This is a genomic window from Actinomadura verrucosospora (genome assembly GCF_039540335.1).
Lineage (GTDB): Bacteria > Actinomycetota > Actinomycetes > Streptosporangiales > Streptosporangiaceae > Spirillospora > Spirillospora verrucosospora.
Genome location: NZ_BAABEV010000021.1, coordinates 26,418 through 42,109, shown reverse-complemented (window position 1 = coordinate 42,109; position 15,692 = coordinate 26,418). Strand labels below are relative to the sequence as shown.

The following is a 15,692-nucleotide window of genomic DNA, read 5'->3' as shown; positions in this document are numbered from 1 at the left end:
GGATCACCCCAGCTCGCGCACCGAACCAGCTCCCGCGATCTTGGAAATCGGCAATTCTCGCCGGAACTCGCGGCGATCGACGGCGAACATCGCCAGGTGACCGGCCCGGCCGCCCGATCTAGGCTCGCGAGGACCCCGTGCGCGGCCGGTCGCGGGTAAAGAAACGATCTTCCTGAACATGGTTGATTCAATATCTTGACTGATTCCAGAAAATGGGACAGTCTGGGGTCGTGGCCAGCTCCTTGGACTTCCACGCGATGCTGCGTGCGGCCGCCCTGAGCGTGACCCGCCCGCGGCTGGCGGTGCTGAGCGCCGTCAACGCGCACCCGCACGCCGACACCGAGTCGGTCATCGGCGCCGTGCGCGAGGAACTCCCGAAGGTCTCCCACCAGGCCGTCTACGACTCGCTGCGCGCGCTGACGGCGGCGGGCCTGCTGCGGCGCATCCAGCCGTCCGGTTCCGTGGCCCGCTACGAGTCGCGGATCGGGGACAACCACCACCACGTCGTCTGCCGTTCGTGCGGGGCCATCGCCGACGTCGACTGCGCCGTGGGCGCGGCGCCCTGCCTGACGGCCTCCGACGACCGCGGCTACCTGATCGACGAGGCCGAGGTCGTCTACTGGGGCCTCTGCCCCGACTGCTCAACCGCCCACAGTTCCTGATTCACCCACGGTCGCCCTGGAAGGAATCACATGTCCGAGAAGAACGAAGCCGCCGCCGGTGGCGGCTGCCCGGTCGCGCACGAGCGCGCTCCCCACCCGACCCAGGGGGGCGGCAACCGCGGCTGGTGGCCGGAACGGCTCAACCTGAAACTGCTCGCCAAGAACCCGCCCATGGCCAACCCGCTGGGCGAGGACTTCAACTACGCCGAGGCGTTCGAGAGCCTCGACCTCGCCGCCGTGAAGCAGGACATCGCGCACGTCCTCACGGACTCCCAGGACTGGTGGCCCGCCGACTTCGGCAACTACGGGCCGCTGATCATCCGCATGGCGTGGCACAGCGCGGGCACCTACCGCGTCAGCGACGGCCGCGGCGGCGCCGGCGCGGGCCAGCAGCGCTTCGCGCCCCTCAACAGCTGGCCGGACAACGCGAGCCTCGACAAGGCCCGCCGCGTGCTGTGGCCGGTCAAGAAGAAGTACGGCCGGAAGATCTCGTGGGCCGACCTGATGATCCTGGCCGGCAACGTCGCCCTGGAGACGATGGGCCTGAAGACCTTCGGCTTCGCCGGCGGCCGCCGCGACGCCTGGGAGGCCGAGGAGGACGTCTTCTGGGGCCCCGAGACCGCCTGGCTCGACGACGAGCGCTACAGCGGCGAGCGCGAGCTGGAGAAGCCCCTGGCCGCGGTCCAGATGGGCCTCATCTACGTCAACCCGGAGGGCCCGAACGGCAACCCGGACCCGGTCGCCGCGGCGCGCGACATCCGCGAGACGTTCGGCCGCATGGCGATGAACGACGAGGAGACCGTCGCGCTGATCGCCGGCGGCCACACCTTCGGCAAGACGCACGGCGCCGCGCCGGCCGACAGCATCGGCGCCGAGCCCGAGGCCGCCCCGCTGGAGGACATGGGCCTCGGCTGGAAGGGCACGCACGGCACCGGCAAGGGCCGCGACTCCTACACCAGCGGCCTCGAGGTCACCTGGACGCCCACCCCCACCAAGTGGGACAACACCTTCTTCGAGGTCCTCTTCGGGTACGAGTGGGAGCTGACCGAGAGCCCCGCCGGGGCGCAGCAGTGGCGGCCGAAGGACGGCGCGGGGGCCAACACCGTCCCCGACCCGGAGGACGGCACGCTGAACCGCCAGCCGATGATGCTGACGACCGACCTGTCGCTGCGCTTCGACCCGATCTACGAGCCGATCTCGCGGCGCTTCATGGAGAACCCGGACGAGTTCGCCGACGCGTTCGCCCGCGCCTGGTTCAAGCTGACCCACCGCGACATGGGCCCCGTCAGCCGCTACCTCGGCCCCGAGATCCCGTCCGAGACGCTGATCTGGCAGGACCCGGTCCCGGCGGTGGACCACGAGCTCGTCGACGCCGAGGACGTCGCCGCGCTCAAGCGCCGCCTGCTGGACTCCGGGCTGTCGGTCGCCCAGCTCGTCACCACCGCGTGGGCGTCGGCCGCGTCGTTCCGCGGCACCGACAAGCGCGGCGGCGCCAACGGCGCCCGGATCCGGCTGGAGCCGCAGCGCAGCTGGGAGGTCAACAACCCCGACGAGCTGCGGAACGTGCTGCGGACCCTGGAGCAGGTCCAGGAGACGTTCAACGCCGAGCAGACCGGCAACAAGCGGATCTCCATCGCGGACCTGATCGTGCTCGGCGGGTGCGCCGGGGTCGAGGAGGCCGCCAGGGCCGCCGGGTACGACGTCGAGGTGCCCTTCACGCCGGGGCGCACCGACGCCTCCCAGGAGGAGACCGACGTCGAGTCCTTCGAGGTGATGGAGCCGACGCACGACGGGTTCCGCAACTTCCTCCAGAAGGGCAACGTCCTGCCGGGCGAGTTCCTCCTGGTCGACAGGGCGAACCTGCTCACGCTGACCGCGCCGGAGATGACGGTCCTCGTCGGCGGCCTGCGCGCCATCGGGGCGAACTACGACGGGTCGTCGCTCGGCGTCCTCACCGACAACCCCGGTGCGCTGACCAACGACTTCTTCGTGAACCTGCTCGACATGGGCACGGTGTGGAAGGGCACGGGCGAGGACCCGATGACCTCTGAGACCTTCGAGGGGCGCGACGCCTCGGGGGCGCTCAGGTGGACCGGCAGCCGGGCCGACCTCGTGTTCGGCGCGAACTCCGAGCTGCGCGCCGTCTCGGAGGTCTACGCGAGCGACGACGCGGGCGAGAAGTTCGTCCTCGACTTCGTCGCCGCGTGGGACAAGGTGATGAACCTCGACCGGTACGACCTCACCTGATCGGGAACGTCCGGGACGTCCGGGCCGGTCGCTTCGGTGGCCGGCCCGGACGCCGTCACGGGGCTGTGCGGGCCGGGCGCGGCCCGGGCGCGGCCCGGGTCAGCCGGCGTCCGTCCGGCAGGCCGGGCACAGGCCCCAGAACGTGACGTCGGCCTCGTCGATGAGGTAGCCGGCGTCGTCCACCGGGTCCAGGCAGGGCGGGTGCCCCACGGCGCAGTCGACGTCCTTGATCGCGCCGCAGTTCCGGCACACCAGGTGGTGGTGGTTGTCGCCGACGCGGCCCTCGAACCGGGCGGGGCTTCCGGCCGGCTCGATGCGGCGGACCAGCCCGGCCGCGGTGAGCGCGTGGAGCGCCTCGTACACCGCCTGCAGGGAGATGTGGCCCACGCGGTCGCGCACGCCCGAGGCGAGCGCCTCGACGCCGAGGTGGTCCCCGGCCCGGACGGTGTCCAGCAGGGCCACGCGGGCGGCCGTCACCCGAAGTCCGGCGCCGCGCAGCTCCTCGGCGGCGGACGGGGTCTGGGACGCGGTCATGGCGCCGAACCCTCCTCGTAAACGCGAATCGTTTAAGACAACAAATGAGGCAAGTCTAGCCGGGCGGGCCGGAGGCGGGCGCGGCCCGCGTCCCCCGAGCCGGGACGCGGGCCGCCGGCGGGACGGTCAGAAACCGGCCGTGATCTTGGTGAACTCCCAGGGCTGCTGGTCGGTGCCGCTGCAGTTCTCGGCGACGCCGCCGCCCGGGCAGGGCCGGTCCCGGTTGACCGACCAGAACGCCAGCCTGGCCAGGCCCTTGGACTTCGCCCAGTCGCGGATCTTCGTCCAGGTGGCGGTCGAGGTGAGCTCCTGCTGGTCGGACAGGCCGTTCATGCCGGAGATCCCCATGTGCGAGTAGGCGGTGGCGTCCGACCACCCGAACGCCGACTTCAGCGCCGTCTTCAGGCCCTCGGACGCGTTGACGGTGCTGCCGTACATGTCCGCGCCGCCGCCGAAGTCGAACGGCATGATCGTGAAGACGTCCACGTTCGCCTGCAGCGCCGCGGCCTGGTCGATGAGCCGCTTGCCCCAGTAGTTCGGCCCGGTGGTGGTCGTGCCGAACGTCAGGATCGTCTGCAGACCCGGGTTGTTCTGCTTGAGGATCTTCAGGGCGCCGAGGACGCGGTCCTGCACGGCGGCGTTCTCGAACTCGTCGCTGTTCTCGATGTCGATGTCGATGGCCTTGAGCCCGTAGGCGTCGATGACCTTCTGGTACGCGCCGGCCAGCGCCTCGGGCGTGGAGCAGTTCGGGCCGAGCTTGTTGCCCGACCAGCCGCCGACGGAGGGCAGCACGTCGCCGCCGGCCGCGCGGATCTGCGAGATCGCCTGCTCGTCCACGCCGCCCTTGAGCGGGCGCTGCCCGTCCCAGCCGGGGTTGCAGCCGCCGCTGGACAGGATGAACGCCATCGTGAACCACTTGATGCCGGTGGCGCTCATGACGGTGGAGGGGCTCGGCGGGTCGCCCCAGCCCATGTACAGGTAGGGCGCGGCGCGGCGGCTGGCGGGCGGCGGCTCCGTGCAGCCGGTCGTGGTGGCCGTGACCGGGCCGCTCGCCGCCGACTCGCCGGCGGTGTTGTACGCCTTCACCGTGTAGGTGTGGTCCGAGCAGGCGGTCAGCCCGCCGACGGTGGCGCCGGTCCCGGTCGCGGTGGCCCTGACCGCCGTGCCCTCGTAGACGCGGTAGCCGGTGACCGTGCCGGACGAGGCCTGCCACGACAGCGTCAGCGAGGTGTCGGTCCTGGCCGTCACGGTCGGCGTCCCGGGGGCGGAGGGGGTGCCGGGCGGAGGCGTGTCGCCGCCCGTGCAGGAGGCGCCGTTGACCGTGCAGTTCTGCGGCGCCCCGGCCCCGTTGACGATGAAGCCGAACGTGACGCTGGCGCCGGCGGCGACGCTCCCGTTGTACTCGCGGTTGGCGAACGCGGCGTGCTGCCCGGACTTGGTGAGCAGCGCGTCCCAGTAGGTCCCGACCGACGAGCCGGACGGCAGGTCGAACTCCACCTTCCAGCCGGTGACGGCGGAGGCGGTGCCGTTCTTGATCGTGTACCTGCCCTCGTACCCCGAGCCCCAGTCGGAGGCCTTGGCGAAGGTCGCCGTCACCGAGGCGGCGGCGCCGGCCTGGACGGGGACGAGGAGGGCGAGCACGAGGGAGCAGAGGGCGGTGAGCAGGAAACCGGGGAGAAGCCTTCTTCTTCGCAATGTCACTCCCGGGTAGGAGACGTGGACGAGCGGGAATCCCCCGAACCCCGAGTCGGTCGCGCGCGATCTGATAGGAAACTTTCCTATAAAACTCGAATGCACCGTAACCACCCGCCCGCCGCCCCGCAAGACCCTGGCGCACACCGATCGCGGCCCGCCCGGACGCCCGTCCGACCACCCCTGCTCCCGGACCGAACCGGCCGGTCGGACCCCGGAAAGTCCGTCCGGCCGCGCGCCCCCGCGGATCCGCTGGTGGGCGGCGGAGGGCGCTGGCATGATCGTCGAATCTCGAACCCTGACAGAACGGTGCGTCGATGCCCCCCAGAACCGTTTCCGCCGCCGCCGCGCTGGCCGTCGCCGCCGGTGTGCTCGCCGGCGGCGCGACCGCCGCCGAAGCCGAGTCGCTCCAGTTCCGCGTCGAGGTGCCGAAGCGCCTCTCCGTCGGCAAGGGCGACTACAACGCGTCCTGCGCCATGGACGTGTGGGTGTGGGGCACCCAGGGTCCCTCGGTCGCCTACTCCAGGGCCTATCTGATCGACCCCGACGGGCGGATCCCCGCGGGCCGCGTCTACAAGCGGGTCCTGGCCAAGGACCAGGTCGGCTGGTCCGTCGGCTGCCCCGGCCACGTGGAGGACCTCGGACGCTGGCGCGTCCGGGTCGTCGCCTACAACGCGAGCGGCAAGGCACTGGGAAGCCGCGAGGACTACTGGTACGAGAAGTTCGACACGGCGATCCAGAGCTACAACGCCGCGCCCGAGCCCGTGCGCGCGGGCCGCCCGATCGCCGTGTCCGGCCGCCTGAAGCGACTCAACGACTTCGCCACCGGATACACCGTGTACCCGGGCAAGACGATCCGCGTCTACTTCCGTCCCCAGGGCTCCGCGTCCTGGACGTACATGGGATCGGCCAAGACCGCCCGCGACGGCCGGTTCCAGAAGGCGTTCACGGCCAAGCAGGACGGCTACTGGCGCGCCTACTTCCCCGGCACGAGCAACTTCGACCGCCAGAAGTCCGCCGACGACTTCGTCGACGTGCGCTGACCGGTCCGGAAAACGAGAACGCCCCGCCCGTCCGGCGGGGCGTTCTCCGCTTTCAGAAGCAGCGGTCGGCGGTGACGATCTCGGCGCGCATGTTCGACTCCATCATGCGCAGCGCGGCGTCGCCGAGCCCGGCGTCGATGTGCGCCACCGCGTCCCGGACCACCCGGAGCTGGAAGTGCCGGACGTAGGCGTCCAGCGCGCTGTAGAGGACGCACTGCTCGGTGACCTGGCCGGTGAGGACGACCTGCTCCACCTTCTCGCGGGACAGCAGGTACTCCAGCGCGGTCCCGTAGAAGGCGCTGTGCCTGACCTTGGACATGAACCCGCAGCCGGGCTCCGGGACGACGGGCTCGACCAGGTCGGGCCGCCGCCCCTTCAACGCGCGGTCGACGAGGTCCCTCCGGTCGGCCGAGAAGTCGCCGTAGTTGTCGTTGACGTACAGGACGCGCACGTCGTCGCGCCGCCTGGCGTCGTCCAGCAGGCGCCGCAGCGGGCCGACCATCTCCTGCACGCTCTCGATCAACGCGTCCGCGTCCTCGTGCTCGTACGGGTTCAGCATGTCGATGACGATCAGTGCGCTCGTGCTCACGGACGTGCCCTGCCCGGCGGGGAGGATCGCAATCATGACCGCCGCCCGCGGCGTTCTCCCAGGCCCGTCGCGGAAAGGCGGTGCCGGTATGTCACAGACCCGGAGGGAGGGGCGTCTTGAGGGGAGAGGCATTCCAGGGAAGGAAGAAGAGGATGCGAGTCTTCGTCACCGGAGCGACGGGAGCGCTGGGGCGCCACCTCGTCCCCGGGCTGATCGCGGCGGGCCACCAGGTCACGGCCGCCACGAGGTCGCCCGCCCGGGCGGCGGTCCTGCGCGGGACGGGCGCCGAGCCGGTGGTCCTGGACGGCTTGGACCGCGACGCCGTGGTCGCGGCGGTGCGGGCCGCGGCGCCGGACGTGATCGTCCACCAGATGACGGCGCTGGCGGACATGCGGAGCCTGCGCAGGGTCGACCGGGTGTTCGCCGCGACCAACGAGCTGCGGACGCGGGGCACCGACAACCTGCTGGAGGCCGCGGACGCCGCGGGCGTCCGCCGGGTCGTCGCGCAGGGCCACAACTTCCTCTACGGGCATTCCGGCGGCCCGGTGAAGACCGAGGACGACCCGGTCGAGACGCGGCCGGTCCCGTCGGCCGAGCGGACGGTGGCGGCGATCAGGTACGTGGACGAGACCGTGCGGCTCAAGGCGCCGGAGGGGATCGTGCTGCGCTACGGCACCTTCTACGGGCCGGGCGCTTCGGACTCCATGGTGGAGCTCGTGCGGAAGCGGCAGATGCCGGTGGTCGGCGGCGGGGCCGGGGTCTGGTCGTTCATCGACTGCGCCGACGCCGCGTCCGCGACGCTCGCGGCGATCGAACGCGGCGAGCCGGGCGCGTACAACGTCGCCGACGACGACCCGGCGCCCGTCGCGGAGTGGCTGCCCCACCTCGCCGAGGTGGCGGGCGCGAAGCCGCCGCTGCGGGTGCCCGCGTGGCTCGGGCGGCTGCTCGCCGGAGAGTTCGTCGTGGCCCAGATGACCAGCGCGCGGGGCGTCTCGAACGAGAAGGCGAAGAAGGAGCTCGGCTGGGAGCCGCGGTACGCGAGCTGGCGGGAGGGGTTCCGCGCCGCGGTCGGCGCCTAGCGGCGGGGGCGCGACTTGTAAGCGACTCCTTATTCGGGTTTAGCTTACAGGAGTCGTTTCGTCAGGAGGTCGCGCCGATGACGGTGACCGAGGGGACGCCCGCGAGCCCGCCGGACGGGCGGGAGCGCCGCGGCGAGCCCGCGCCGTCCGGTACATGCCGATCGCCTACCGCGCCCGGCAGGCGGCCCGCGCCCAGGAGCGGCTGGAGCGCGCCCTGGCGCACCGGCCCATGTGAACCCCCCCCGCAGGAGGTCGATCACCATGCCCGCCGAAGACCCGCTGGCGGCGACGGCCGCCGCCGCCCCCTCGAAGATCGCGGTCGTCGAGGGCGAGCGGCGCCTGACCTACCCGGAGTTCAACACCCTCGTGAACCGGTACGCCAACCTGCTGGTCGAGCACGGCGTCCGGGCCGGGACCAAGGTCGTGTGGTGCGGCCGCAACAGCACCGAGGTCGTCGCGCTGATCTCGGCCCTGCGCAAGTGCGGCGCCGTCGGCGTCCCGCTCAACTACCGCCTCACACCGGAGGAGACGGCCTACGTCGTCGAGAACGCCGACGCCGCGCTGGTGGTGTTCGACGCCGAGCAGGCCCCCCAGCTCGAAGCGGCCCGCGGCCTGGCGGCCGGCGTCCGCGCCTGGCTCGCCTGGGGCTCCGCGCCGCCGGACTGGGCGTCCTCGCTCGACGCCCTGGCCGACCGGAGCCCGGGAACCGAGCCCGTCGCCCGCGGCGCCGACCCCGCGGCCGGCACCTCGATGTTCTACACCTCCGGGACGACCGGCAGGCCGAAGGGCGTCGTGCGGGGCGAGCCCGACCCGGCCCTGGTCCTCGGGCTGGTCGGCGAGATCGGCTTCGAGCCCGGCGACGTCTACCTCACCACCGGCCCGCTCTACCACTCGGGCCCGATGAGCTTCATGCTGATCGTCCAGCTCATGGGCGGGACCGTGGTCGTGATGCGCGACTTCGACCCCGAACGCTGGCTGGACCTCGTCGAGCGGCACCGGGTGACCACCACGTTCTCCGCGCCGACCCCGATCCGCCGCGTGGTGGACCTGCCGGAGGAGGCGATCCGTCGCAGGGACCTCTCCTCGCTGCGGCGGGTCATCGCCAACGCCGCCCCGTGGCCGTTCGAGCTCAAGCGCCGGTACGTCGACCGCATCGGCGACGGCTCCCTGTTCGAGGTGTACGGCTCCACCGAGCTCGGCGTCGACACCGTCCTGCGCCCCGAGGACCAGATGCGCAAGCCCGGAAGCTGCGGCCGCGCCGCGCCCGGCGTGGAGATCGCGCTCTTCGGCGAGGACGGCCGCCCCGTCGAGGAGCCGCGCGTCCCCGGCGACCTCTACGTGCGCGGCGCCGGCACCTTCAACGCCTACTACAAGGCGGAGGGCAAGTTCCGGGACGCCGGCCGCGGCGACTGGCTGACCGTCGGCGACATCGCCTACCGCGACGAGGAGGGCTTCTACTACATCTGCGACCGCCGCACCGACATGATCATCTCGGGCGGGATGAACATCTACCCGGCCGAGATCGAGGCCGTCCTCACCGCCCACCCGGCGGTGGCCGACGCGGCCGTGTTCGGCGTCCCGTCCGACGAATGGGGCGAGTCCGTCCACGCCGCCATCGTCCCGGCACCGGACGCCGTCGCCACGGACGACGAGCTCCGCGACTTCTGCCGGGAGCACCTGGCCGCCTACAAGACCCCCAGAGGCTTCGACCGGCTCGCGGAGATCCCCCGCAACCCCTCAGGCAAGACCCTGAAACGCCAACTCCGCGCCCCCTACTGGGAATCCCGCCCCTCCAACCTCACCTGATCCGGCCGCGGTCGGGTGCCGCGGCCGCCGGCTCTCGTCCGGTCAGGGGTGGGCGCGTTCGGTGTGGCGGTGGTCTGCCTTTCCCTCGGGTTCCGTAGGGCGGGCCCAGGGAGAGCGCTGGCCGGGGTGGCGGTGGTGGGTTCTGGCCCGCCTCGGGGGGCGTTGGGTCAGGTACTCCGTGGCGTCCTCGGCGTCCCGGGGGAGGGGCGGCGCGGTGCCCCGGTCGGCGAGGCGCGCCGAGGTGATCGTGAGCTCGTAGTGGGCCCACACCATGGCGGCGTTCTCCAGGCGGCCGGGCGTGGCGTGGACCAGGTAGACCTCGGACAGGGCGGTGACGATCAACAGGACGGGCGTGCCGCGGTCCAGGTCGGCCGCGGTGGGGTCGGACGGCCAGACCGCCACGCGCAGGCGCCGGTCGTCGAGGACGCGGAGCTCTCCCCAGTCGGGCACGCAGACCCGGGGCCGCCCGTCCGGGGCGCAAGTGATCATAACGACGGGGTGCTGGCGGGAGGGGGCGCTGCTGATCGCTTGGACGGCGGCTGGGAGCACCTCGGAGGAGAAGGCCATCGGCATGTCCGCCTTACGTCGAAGGTCCGACCGGCCCGGCGGGCGCCCCGGGCCGGTCCCTGCGCGTCTCACTCACTCGATCATATGTTCGATTTCAGGGTCGGGCGAGCGAAAATTCGACGAGCGAGGGCGCCTGCATCATTCCCAGTGGAGGGGGGCCGCCATGCGCCGACCTGTCGTGCAGGAGACATGGTTGGCCCGTTGAGGATGCGTCGAGCTCGGCGGTCCGCATCCGGGCGGACGCGCACGGTGAGCCGCCGGCGCCGTGGCGTCGGCGGCTCACCGTGGAGGGCGCGGAACTCCCGTCAGGCGGCCGTCCCGATCGGTGCGGCCTTCCGGTGGGCTCGGCGCGCCAGGGCGTAGTGCAGCCCGCCCGCGACCAGGGCGCCCGAGAGCCACGAGAAGTCGGTGTTCCCCAGCGTCCGCGCGATCGGGCCCTGCAGGGCGGGCACCGTGCCGAACTGCCACGCCCATGCCGCCAGCAGCCCGAGCGCCAGGCTGACCAGGGCCCGGACGTTCGCGCCGCCGTCCCGGTAGAGGGCGGACACGTCGATCCGGCCGCGCCGCAGGACGAAGAAGTCCACCAGGACGATCGCCGCCCACGGGCTGATCCACACCAGGATGGACGCCATCCAGTGGTCGAACGCCTGGGCGAAGCTGTCGGCGTGCACGAACACCACCAGCACCAGGGACGCCACCGTCCCGGCCACCAGCGTCACCTTCCACCGGGCGACCCGGATGCCGACCGACAGCGCGGCGAGCGAGCACGAGTACAGGTTCAGGATGTTGGTCGCCACGGGCCCGTGCATGATCAGCAGCAGGACGGGCACGGCCATCACCCCGAACGCGCCCGTCACGAGGCTGGAGGGGTCGCCCCCGTCGCCCGCGCTGGCGAGGCAGGCGCCGAGTGCGGCCAGCCACACGGTGGGGACGTACATCCCGAGCGCGGTGGACCAGAACACCGACCGGTCCGAGGCCGCGGGGCGGACGAAGCGGCTGTAGTCGGCGGAGTAGGGCAGCCAGCTGATGCCCCAGCCGATGCCGATGGCGGTGAGCAGCTGGGTCACGGCGGTGAACTTGTCGCCCGCGGTGGTCGCGGTGGAGGCCGTCCAGTGGAGGTCGGCCTGCGCGAGGGCCAGCCCGGTCATGACCACCATCACCAGGACCGTGGCCGGGACGGTGTACTTCTCGAACGTGCGGATCGCGTAGAACCCGTAGAGGGCCAGGAGGAGCTGGGCGCCCATGATGAGCCCGGCCACCAGGTAGCGCAGCCCTGTGCCGCCGTGCACCCCCGCCTGGGCGAGGATCTCGATCACCAGGTCCAGCACCACCCAGGTGTTGACGCCGACCCAGCCCATGGTCAGCAGCCCCTGCACCAGGCCGGGGACGAGGGCGCCGCGCCGGCCGAACGGCCCGCGCCCGAGGACCATCTGGTTGACGCCGGTGCGGTGGCCGATCACGTTGAACAGCCCGAAGACCGCGCAGCCCACCAGGTTGCCGAGGGTGACGACCACCAGGGTCTCCACCAGGCTCAGGCCGAGCGTGACGCCCAGCGCGCCGAGCACCCAGTTGATCGGCGCGATGTTGGCCCCGCACCAGATCCAGAACTGCTGCCACGGCGTGGAGTCGCGGGCGGAGGCCGGGATGGGCTCGATGCCGTGTTCGTCGAAGCGGACCTGATCTTCCAAGCGAACCGGTTCGGCTGCCGGGCCTCGGTATGCGGATTCGTTGCTGGACATGGGTTCCTCCGTCCGTAACGTACAGCACACCAAAGCACCGCGCCGTCCCGTCCAGAAGTAGAGAAACCTCTATCGTCGAACTCAGGGGATGGATAGATTTACAGGGTGTTCACGCTGGCGTCCCTGCTGGAAGACGAGTCGCTGGGCCTCAGGGTCCTGGTTCCGGGCCCTGAAGGGGCCCTGGAGGAGCCGGTCGCCTGGGTCCACAACACCGAGCTGCCGGACCCCTCGGGCTACGTGCGGCGGCGCGAGCTGGTGCTGACCAACGGCCTGTGGGACGACCGGATCGCGGCCTCCGGGTTCGTCGCCAACGTCCGGCGGGCCCGCGCGGCCGGCATCGTCTTCGGCCTGCGCCCGGAGCGCCCCGCCACCCCGCAGGACCTGGTCGACGCCTGCCGCGACGCGGGCGTGCCCCTGCTGGAGATCGCGGCGGCGGTGCCGTTCACCGCGATCTCCGAGGCCGTCGCCACCCGCTACAGCGAGGAGCGGCAGGGCGCGCTGGTCGGCATGGTGCGCCGGGGGGACGCGCTGGCCACGGCGATCTCGCGGGGTGCGGGCGCGTCCGGCGTCCTGCGGGTGCTGCGCCGCGACCACGAGCTGCCGCTCGCGGTCGTCGACCGGATGGGCCGCCTGCTGGCCTCGGCGGGGACGGAGCTGGACGCCGCCCAGCTCCACGCGGTCGCCACGGGGCTGACCCGCCGTCCGCCGCCCCTGGAGCTCGACCTCGGCGCCGCCGGACGGGCCGCGCTGTACCTGGTCGGCGCGGTCGGCGACGTCGACGCGGCGCTGATCTGCCTGCGCCCGGTGAGCGAGCTGACGCGCGCCGAGCAGGACGCGCTGGACCAGGCGGCGCGCTTCCTCAGCCTGGAGGTCGCCAAGCAGCAGGCCGTGCAGGCGATCGAGCTGCGGTTCGCCAGCGAGCTGCTGGAGATGGTGCTGTCGGGGGGCAGCCGCGACGCCGAGGTCCCCGGCCGGCTGCGCGCGTTCGGCGTCGACCCGGAGGGGCCGCTCGCGGTGTGGACGACGGCGTTCGCGGGCGCGGAGGCCACCCTGCCCGGACTCGCGGAGGTGGTCGGCGAGTTCTTCGTCTCCGCCGGCGTCCCGGTCGTCGTGGCGGCCGGGTCGCAGGACGTGGTGGCGGTCCTGTCGTGGCGGCACGGCGAGCGGGAGGCGGCGCCCCTCGCCGAGCGCCTCGCCGCCGCCGTGGGGGAGCGCTTCCCCGGCCACCGCGCCGTCGTGGGCCTCGGCGGGACCGCCCGGGGGCCGGCGGGGCTGCGCGAACCGCTCATCAGGTCGCGCGAGGTCTGCCGCACCCTGCGGCGGGGCGGCGCCGGGCCCGCCGTCCGGACCTTCGCCGAGCTCGGCCCCCACCGGCTCCTGCTCGGGACGCAGAACGCGGCCGCCCTGCGCACCCTGGCGGACGGCGTGCTCGCGCCGATACGCGAGCACGACGCCCGGCGGGGCGGCGAGCTGGAGGCCACGCTGCGCGCGTTCCTGGACCACGACGGGCACTGGCAGGCCACCGCCGCCGCCCTGCGGGTGCACGTCAACACGCTGCGGAACCGGCTCGCCAGGATCGCCGAGCTGACCGGCCGCGACACCGCCCGCACCGCCGACCGCGTCGACCTGTTCCTGGCCCTGCGGGCCGCCGACATGGCCTGACCCGGCGCGGGCGGTCAGTGGGGGTGGACGTCCGGGTCCACCCGCGGGGGGCGGTGGGGACGCGGCCGGACGTCCGGATCGGCGAGCGCCGCCTCCGCCACGTCCCGGCAGCGGGCGAACGCGACGTCACCGCACTCCCGCGCGTACTCGATGAACCGGCGCAGCGCCAGCGCCCGGCCCGGCCGCCCGGACAGGAACGGGTGCACGCACAGGTTGAACAGGCACCGGTAGTGCCGCATGCCGTCCAGCTCCGCCCGCCACAGCTCCAGCACCTTGCCCGGCGACTCGATGACCGCCCCGACGTGCGGCTCGGGCAGGTAGGCGTACTGCTCCCAGTCGTCCAGCGACCAGTGCACCGGCAGCTCGACGATCTCGCCCGCCGCGGTGGGCACCCGGTAGGGCCGGTCGTCGCCCATCAGGGACGAGTCGTAGCGCAGTCCGTGCTCGGCCACCAGCTCCGCCGTCGTCCAGGACGCCTCCCACAGCGCCGCCCGGTGCCCGGTGATCTCGATGCCCTGCCCGGCGAACACCTCCAGGGCGCGCTCGAAGTCCGCGCGCTCCTCCTCCGGGGACATCGACGTGGGCGGACGGTGGGAGTAGGAGTGGTGCGCCACCTCGTGCCCGCGCTCGACGATGGAGGCGGCCAGCCCCGGGCGCCGCTCGGCCACCCAGCCCGGCACGAAGAACGTCGCCGGGACCTCCAGGTCGTCCAGCAGTTCGAGGATCCGGGGGAGCCCCACGTCCGGCCCGTAGGCCTGGTGGGACATCGTGCTCGCGTGCGCGGCGTACCGGCCGCCCTGGGCGAGGACCGGCGTCTCGGCGTCCACGTCGAAGCCCAGGGCGACCACCGCGGCGGCCCCGCCGTGCCAGCTTCCGGCCATGTCCCCGCCCCTCTCCTCGCCCTCCGCCGCCGGATCAGGCGTCCGCACCGGCCGCCAGCCGCCAGCGCCGGACGTTGTCCAGGGTGACCATCGGCGACAGCATCGCATGGTCGAACCGCTCGGACGGCGTGCCCTCGGCGAGGCGGCGCGGCAGGTCGGGGTGCACCAGCGCGCCCCTGGCCACCGAGACCAGGTCGGCGTGGCCGTCCGCCAGGACCTGCGCCGACAGGTCCGGATCGTGCATCCCCCCGTTGGCGATCACCGGCAGGCCGCTCACCCGGCGGGCCAGGCCGGTGACGGTGAGCCCCCGGTCCAGCCGCGCGGATTCGAGCCAGTTGCGCCCCTCGCTCGCGACGTGCAGGTAGCTCGCGCCCGCCTCGGCCAGCGCGGCGAAGATCACCTCCGCGTCGTGGGCGCCGCCGGGCCAGCGGTACCGGAAGTCGTTCACCTTGGTCTGCGACACCCGGACCCCGACGCTCCAGTCCGGCCCCACCTCCGCGCGGATCGCCGCGACGACCTCCGCCGCCAGGCGCACCCGGGAGGCGACCGGCCCGCCGTAGGAGTCCTCGCGCAGGTTGGTGTAGTCGGTGAGGAACTGGTCCAGCAGGTAGCCGTTGGCGGCGTGGACCTCCACCCCGTCGAACCCGGCGCGCTTGGCGTTCGCCGCCGAGGCGACGAAACCGTCCACGGCCTGCCTGATGTCGTCCAGGCTCATCTCCTTGGGGGCCGTCCAGGGGCCGTGCCCGCCGTACTCGGGCATCTTGACGCCCTGCGGCACCACCGCGGACGGCCCCGCGGTGTCGTCGCGGTAGGGGTTCCCCTGCGACAGCGCGCCCGCGTGCATCAGCTGGGCCACGATGGAGCCCCCGGCCTCGTGCACACCGGCCGTGGCCTCTCGCCAAGCGGCCACGTGCCGCTCCGACACCAGGCCCGGTTGGTTGAGGTAGCCCTGGCTGTAGACGGTGTCGGTGTAGGTCCCCTCAGTGATGACCAGGCCGAAGCCGCCGCGCGCGAACTCCGTGTAGTACTCGGCCATCTCGGGGGTCGGGGTGCCGTCCGGCGCGGCCGAGACGCGTGTCATCGGCGCCACCACCAGGCGGTTGGACGTGCGCAGCCCGCCGGCTCGTCCCGGCTCCAGCGCCGGATGCGCGATCTTCACGGTCATCTTCGCTCTCCTTCTCGTTCCGTGGA

14 protein-coding genes are annotated in these 15,692 nt (G+C 72.8%); 6 read left to right on the top strand and 8 right to left on the bottom strand.

The annotated features are described in order from the left end of the window. Nucleotides 1-257: 257 nt before the first annotated feature. Together ABD944_RS22540 and katG are read left to right on the top strand one after the other, a co-directional pair. On the top strand, nt 258-662 hold the full coding sequence (locus tag ABD944_RS22540; RefSeq protein ID WP_378190713.1) for a Fur family transcriptional regulator: 405 nt from the start codon (nt 258-260) through the stop codon (nt 660-662). Nucleotides 663-692: 30 nt separating this feature from the next. Beyond that, entirely contained in the window at nt 693-2,909 is a 2,217-nt protein-coding gene (gene katG / locus ABD944_RS22535) for a catalase/peroxidase HPI (RefSeq protein ID WP_345179483.1), read from the top strand. Between the two features lie 99 nt (nt 2,910-3,008). On the opposite strand, the gene ABD944_RS22530 is transcribed toward katG, so the two are convergent. Both ABD944_RS22530 and ABD944_RS22525 read right to left on the bottom strand, forming a co-directional pair. Next, nucleotides 3,009-3,443, bottom strand: a complete 435-nt coding sequence (locus tag ABD944_RS22530; protein ID WP_345179481.1) for a Fur family transcriptional regulator — start codon at nt 3,441-3,443, stop codon at nt 3,009-3,011. A 126-nt stretch (nt 3,444-3,569) separates the two neighbouring features. Further along, on the bottom strand, nt 3,570-5,138 hold the full coding sequence (locus ABD944_RS22525) for a cellulose binding domain-containing protein (RefSeq protein WP_345179479.1): 1,569 nt from the start codon (nt 5,136-5,138) through the stop codon (nt 3,570-3,572). 314 nt (nt 5,139-5,452) lie between these two features. Between ABD944_RS22525 and ABD944_RS22520 the strand changes: the two genes are divergently transcribed. Continuing rightward, a complete protein-coding gene (locus ABD944_RS22520) occupies nt 5,453-6,178 on the top strand; it encodes a hypothetical protein (RefSeq protein WP_345179478.1) in 726 nt (241 codons plus the stop codon). A 52-nt stretch (nt 6,179-6,230) separates the two neighbouring features. On the opposite strand, the gene ABD944_RS22515 is transcribed toward ABD944_RS22520, so the two are convergent. Then, nucleotides 6,231-6,803 carry a cysteine hydrolase family protein gene (locus ABD944_RS22515; protein ID WP_345179475.1) on the bottom strand — a complete coding sequence of 191 codons (573 nt, stop codon included), beginning with the start codon at nt 6,801-6,803 and terminating at the stop codon, nt 6,231-6,233. A gap of 116 nt (nt 6,804-6,919) precedes the next feature. On the opposite strand from ABD944_RS22515, the gene ABD944_RS22510 reads away from it, so the two are divergent. Beyond that, nucleotides 6,920-7,846, top strand: a complete 927-nt coding sequence (locus tag ABD944_RS22510; RefSeq protein ID WP_345179473.1) for an NAD-dependent epimerase/dehydratase family protein — start codon at nt 6,920-6,922, stop codon at nt 7,844-7,846. A gap of 61 nt (nt 7,847-7,907) precedes the next feature. On the opposite strand, the gene ABD944_RS22505 is transcribed toward ABD944_RS22510, so the two are convergent. Next, nucleotides 7,908-8,069, bottom strand: a complete 162-nt coding sequence (locus ABD944_RS22505) for a hypothetical protein (protein ID WP_345179471.1) — start codon at nt 8,067-8,069, stop codon at nt 7,908-7,910. Nucleotides 8,070-8,107: 38 nt separating this feature from the next. Here ABD944_RS22505 and ABD944_RS22500 point away from each other — a divergent pair, with 38 nt between their 5' ends. After that, nucleotides 8,108-9,652 carry an AMP-binding protein gene (locus ABD944_RS22500; protein WP_345179470.1) on the top strand — a complete coding sequence of 515 codons (1,545 nt, stop codon included), beginning with the start codon at nt 8,108-8,110 and terminating at the stop codon, nt 9,650-9,652. A gap of 42 nt (nt 9,653-9,694) precedes the next feature. Here ABD944_RS22500 and ABD944_RS22495 read toward each other — a convergent pair whose 3' ends face one another. Next, nucleotides 9,695-10,141, bottom strand: coding sequence for a hypothetical protein (locus tag ABD944_RS22495; RefSeq protein WP_345179468.1), 447 nt, complete (start codon nt 10,139-10,141; stop codon nt 9,695-9,697). A gap of 383 nt (nt 10,142-10,524) precedes the next feature. Beyond that, a complete protein-coding gene (locus tag ABD944_RS22490; protein WP_345179465.1) occupies nt 10,525-11,907 on the bottom strand; it encodes a cytosine permease in 1,383 nt (460 codons plus the stop codon). Between the two features lie 156 nt (nt 11,908-12,063). Between ABD944_RS22490 and ABD944_RS22485 the strand changes: the two genes are divergently transcribed. Next, the gene (locus ABD944_RS22485; RefSeq protein WP_345179463.1) at nt 12,064-13,620 is read left to right on the top strand and encodes a PucR family transcriptional regulator; all 1,557 of its coding nucleotides are present in this window, start codon (nt 12,064-12,066) and stop codon (nt 13,618-13,620) included. A 14-nt stretch (nt 13,621-13,634) separates the two neighbouring features. On the opposite strand, the gene ABD944_RS22480 is transcribed toward ABD944_RS22485, so the two are convergent. Both ABD944_RS22480 and ABD944_RS22475 read right to left on the bottom strand, forming a co-directional pair. After that, complete coding sequence (locus tag ABD944_RS22480) at nt 13,635-14,501, bottom strand: polysaccharide deacetylase family protein (RefSeq protein WP_345179462.1); 867 nt, start codon at nt 14,499-14,501, stop codon at nt 13,635-13,637. A 34-nt stretch (nt 14,502-14,535) separates the two neighbouring features. Continuing rightward, a complete protein-coding gene (locus ABD944_RS22475) occupies nt 14,536-15,666 on the bottom strand; it encodes an NADH:flavin oxidoreductase (RefSeq protein ID WP_345179460.1) in 1,131 nt (376 codons plus the stop codon). Nucleotides 15,667-15,692 lie beyond the last annotated feature (26 nt).

Bases quoted from the DNA above. Each gene is read 5' to 3' on its own strand.
- ABD944_RS22475 (WP_345179460.1), bottom strand. From the start codon at position 15,666: ATGACCGTGAAGATCGCGCATCCGGCGCTGGAGCCGGGACGAGCCGGC.
- ABD944_RS22515 (WP_345179475.1), bottom strand. From the start codon at position 6,803: ATGATTGCGATCCTCCCCGCCGGGCAGGGCACGTCCGTGAGCACGAGC.
- ABD944_RS22510 (WP_345179473.1), top strand. From the start codon at position 6,920: ATGCGAGTCTTCGTCACCGGAGCGACGGGAGCGCTGGGGCGCCACCTC.
- ABD944_RS22480 (WP_345179462.1), bottom strand. From the start codon at position 14,501: ATGGCCGGAAGCTGGCACGGCGGGGCCGCCGCGGTGGTCGCCCTGGGC.
- ABD944_RS22500 (WP_345179470.1), top strand. From the start codon at position 8,108: ATGCCCGCCGAAGACCCGCTGGCGGCGACGGCCGCCGCCGCCCCCTCG.
- ABD944_RS22520 (WP_345179478.1), top strand. From the start codon at position 5,453: ATGCCCCCCAGAACCGTTTCCGCCGCCGCCGCGCTGGCCGTCGCCGCC.
- katG (WP_345179483.1), top strand. From the start codon at position 693: ATGTCCGAGAAGAACGAAGCCGCCGCCGGTGGCGGCTGCCCGGTCGCG.
- ABD944_RS22530 (WP_345179481.1), bottom strand. From the start codon at position 3,443: ATGACCGCGTCCCAGACCCCGTCCGCCGCCGAGGAGCTGCGCGGCGCC.
- ABD944_RS22495 (WP_345179468.1), bottom strand. From the start codon at position 10,141: ATGATCACTTGCGCCCCGGACGGGCGGCCCCGGGTCTGCGTGCCCGAC.
- ABD944_RS22540 (WP_378190713.1), top strand. From the start codon at position 258: ATGCTGCGTGCGGCCGCCCTGAGCGTGACCCGCCCGCGGCTGGCGGTG.